Raw genomic sequence first — 3,407 nt, forward strand, 5'->3', positions numbered from 1 at the left:
AAGACCTCGGCGGCGATCGCGCTGGCATCGGCCACACGGTCCTGGCTGGCACGCGAGAGCTTGCGCACACGCCGACCAAACCACATGCTGGGCAGCACCACCAGCAGCAGGATCAGCAACACCTGGGTCATCACATAGGGGTTGGTCCACACCAGCATGCCGAGCGCGCCAATGCCCATCACACCGTTGCGCAGACCCATGGACAGCGAGGAGCCGACCACGGTTTGCACCAGGGTGGTGTCGGTGGTGAGGCGGCTGAGCACCTCGCCGGTTTGTGTGGTTTCAAAAAATTGCGGGCTTTGACGCAGCACATGACCGTACACGGCGTTGCGCAAATCGGTGGTGACGCGCTCGCCCAGCCAGCTCACCAGATAGAAGCGAAAGGCAGAAAACACGCCCAGCGCCGCCGCCACGGCAAACAGCTCCAGGAAATGCCCGCGCAAGCCCATGGCCTGGGCGCTGCGCTCGCCCTCTACCAGTCCGCTGTCGATCAATTGGCGCAGCGCAACCGGGAACACCAGCGTGGCCGCAGCGGCCAGGACCAGAAACAAAATGGCCAAACCAATCTGCAGGCGGTAGGGCCGCATAAATGGCAGCAGGCCGCCGAGCGAGGTCGGCGTGGTGGATTTGGGGCGGTCAGTGGCAAGGGTCATGGTGGGGTGCGCGGAGGGTTTTCAGAGAAATGTCGTGGCTGCAGCGGAGCTGGCATAGGGTCCATATGCCGGGGCTGGAGCGTCTTTCAAGGCGAAACGCTGGTCAAAAATCCGCAATGTGCGATGGTAGGATGGCCCGAAATTTCAGGGAGTGATGATGAAGAACAACGGTGATTTTGCGCCCACCGAACTCTTGGGCTCGGGCGAGGGCGGTCGCGGTGGCGAAGCACACGGAGCGGGGGGGCATCAAAACCTCGACATCCGCTTCACCGGCTCGGGCAGCGAATACTTTCGCATATGGATTGTCAACCTGTTGCTGATCCTGGTCACGCTGAGCCTGTATTGGCCTTTTGCGCGTGCCCGGCGCATCGCCAATTTTCAGAACAACACCGTCGTGGGCGGCCATGCGCTGGGTTTTCACGCCGACCCCTGGAAGATGTTTCGGGGCTATTTGGTGGTGCTCGCCTTCAGTATTGCCTACACGGCGGTGTCCGAGCTGGCGCCCGGCATCAGTTGGCTACCCATTTTGTTCCTGGCGGCTTTGTGGCCTGCACTCTGGCGCGCGTCGCTGCATTTCCGTTTGCGAAACACCAGCTGGCGTGGCGTGCGAATGGCCTTCAACAGCCCTTTGGCGGGCGCCTACGGTGCCTTCGTGCCGTTCTATGTCCTGGCGCTGCTGTATGTGGTGTCGGCACCCAGCAGTATCTTGCTTGGCCCGGCTGTGGCCATCGGCATGGGGCTGCTGACCTTGTTGGCTGTGTTGATGCTGCCCTGGTTCGTTTTGCGGCTCAAGCGCTATCAGCACGGCGGCTATGCCTATGCCGGGGAGCAAACCCGGCTGGACCTGCCGGTGCGCAGCTTTTATGGTTTGTCGCTCAAGTCCATGGGGGTGCTGGTGCTGGGAGCGGCGGCTCTGGTTGCCTTGGGCTTTGCGTTCAAGCGTGTGGGGTCCACGGGGCCGCTGGTCTGGGTGGCGTTGCTCGCAGGTTTGTACTTGCTCACGCCCTTGGTGTTGCTGCCCTACACCACGGTGCGCCTGCAAAATTTGATCTGGTCAAACACCTCCAGCCCACGCATCCGCATCCACAGCCAGCTGCGCTTTGTGGACTACTTCAAGATCAATGCGCTCAACTGGTTGTTGATCCTGGTGACCCTGGGTTTCTATTGGCCGTTTGCCAAGGTACGCGCGGCACGTGCTCGCCTGGAAGCCATCACTCTGGAGGTGCCCGACGACGTCGACGCCTGGGTGGCACAGGCGCAATCGCGCAAAGGTGGCGTGTTGGGTGACGCGGCCGGCGACTTCTTTGGTTTCGACATGGGCTTGTGATGGGCACGGCAGGCGCACTGAGCAGCACCTGGTTTGACGGGCGCAGCCCGCGCGCCAGAGCCGTGCAGTTGCTCATCGACAGCGACCACTTGCTGTTGAACGACGGCACCGAGGTGCACCGCTACCCGGTGGCCGATGTGCGCTGGCCCGAGCGCCGCACCCACGGGCAACGCCAATGCGAACTGCCCGATGGCGGCCTGCTGCAACACGCCGATGGCGCCGAATGGGACGACTGGTGCCAGCGCAGCGGCTTGTCGGAGCGTGCCGTGGTGCGCTGGCAGCAAAGCTGGCGTGGCACGCTGGGGGCGGCTGCGGGCACCGTGCTGCTGCTCTGGGCTTTCTGGATCTGGGGTATTCCGGCGCTCAGCCATGTGGTCGTGTCCTGGTTGCCGCCCTCGGTGGACGCCACGGTGGGCGAGCGCTCCCTGCGCGAACTGGACCGCCTCTTTCTCAAACCGTCCACTCTTCCCGAGGCACAACAGGCGCACTTGCGCAAACGTTTTGAGGCCTTGCTGGAACGCACCTACCCGCACGGAGACGTGCCCGCCTGGCAACTGCGGTTCCACCAGTCCCCCGCGTTGAAAGCCAATGCCTTCGCGCTGCCGGGCGGCTACATCGTCGTGACCGACGATCTGGTGCAGCTGTTGGCCGACCAGCCCGATACGATTCTGGGTGTGATGGCACACGAGTGGGGCCATGTGCGCCAGCGCCACGGGCTCAAGATGGTGGTGCAGGCCAGTCTGGTGAGCGCGGTGGTGGGGGTGGTCATGGGCGACGCCAGCGGATTTTTGGTGACGGTCCCTGCGGCCATGGCGACCCAATCCTATTCGCGCGACGCCGAACGCCAGGCCGACGCAGAGGCTGCAACCATGCTGCACCAGAGCGGCATTTCGCCTGCGGTGATGGTGGTGTTTTTTGAACGCATGCGAGCGTCCTCTTCAGATCGCACGCCGCAGCGTGGCGACCGGGCAGATGGCCCATTGCCGATATCGATCTCCAGCCACCCGGACGACGACGAGCGCATCCGTTTTTTCCGCGAATGGCGTTGAGGCATTTCCCGCACCGTTGAGCGTTGGGCGCAAGGCCAGGGTTCCATCTGGCGCAGTAGGGTGTGGCCCTGGTTCCGCCGTCCACCGCAGCCGCATGTCCAGCCGCTCCAGGCGGCCATGCATTGGTTCCGTTGCTGGTCGATCATGGCCCGTGCGCTGGCCTCCGTTGTGCGCCACTCGGGCCGTAGCGCGCACCGTATTTAGATTCTGAATAGACCGCATCATCAATCTTTATTCGACAGACCCGACACAGATTCTTACTATTTGCCTTGCGTTGATCTGCATCCCTACGGCGGTGCATGGACGCGGCGGTCGCGAACAAGCACCGCATTTCGAATAACAAGCGTAGGAGACAAGCTGTGCAAAGCATTGCAAATT

At 62.8% G+C, this 3,407-nt stretch carries 3 protein-coding genes; 2 read left to right on the plus strand and 1 reads right to left on the minus strand.

Annotated features, from left to right (window positions below; translation table 11 throughout):
- Positions 1-653, minus strand: a 653-nt coding sequence (locus tag ABYB95_RS19790; RefSeq protein WP_372660852.1) for an ABC transporter transmembrane domain-containing protein, incomplete at its 3' end; no start/stop codon positions are given.
- Between the two features lie 157 nt (positions 654-810).
- On the opposite strand from ABYB95_RS19790, the gene ABYB95_RS19795 reads away from it, so the two are divergent.
- Positions 811-1,980 (plus strand): YjgN family protein, encoded by a 1,170-nt coding sequence (locus tag ABYB95_RS19795; protein ID WP_372660855.1) that lies wholly within the window; start codon positions 811-813, stop codon positions 1,978-1,980.
- Complete coding sequence (locus ABYB95_RS19800; protein ID WP_372660859.1) at positions 1,980-3,029, plus strand: M48 family metallopeptidase; 1,050 nt, start codon at positions 1,980-1,982, stop codon at positions 3,027-3,029. The genes ABYB95_RS19795 and ABYB95_RS19800 overlap by 1 nt, the downstream gene beginning before the upstream one ends.
- The last annotated feature ends 378 nt before the right edge of the window (positions 3,030-3,407 follow it).

This window comes from Hydrogenophaga sp. (assembly GCF_041633695.1).
Classification (GTDB): domain Bacteria; phylum Pseudomonadota; class Gammaproteobacteria; order Burkholderiales; family Burkholderiaceae_C; genus Hydrogenophaga.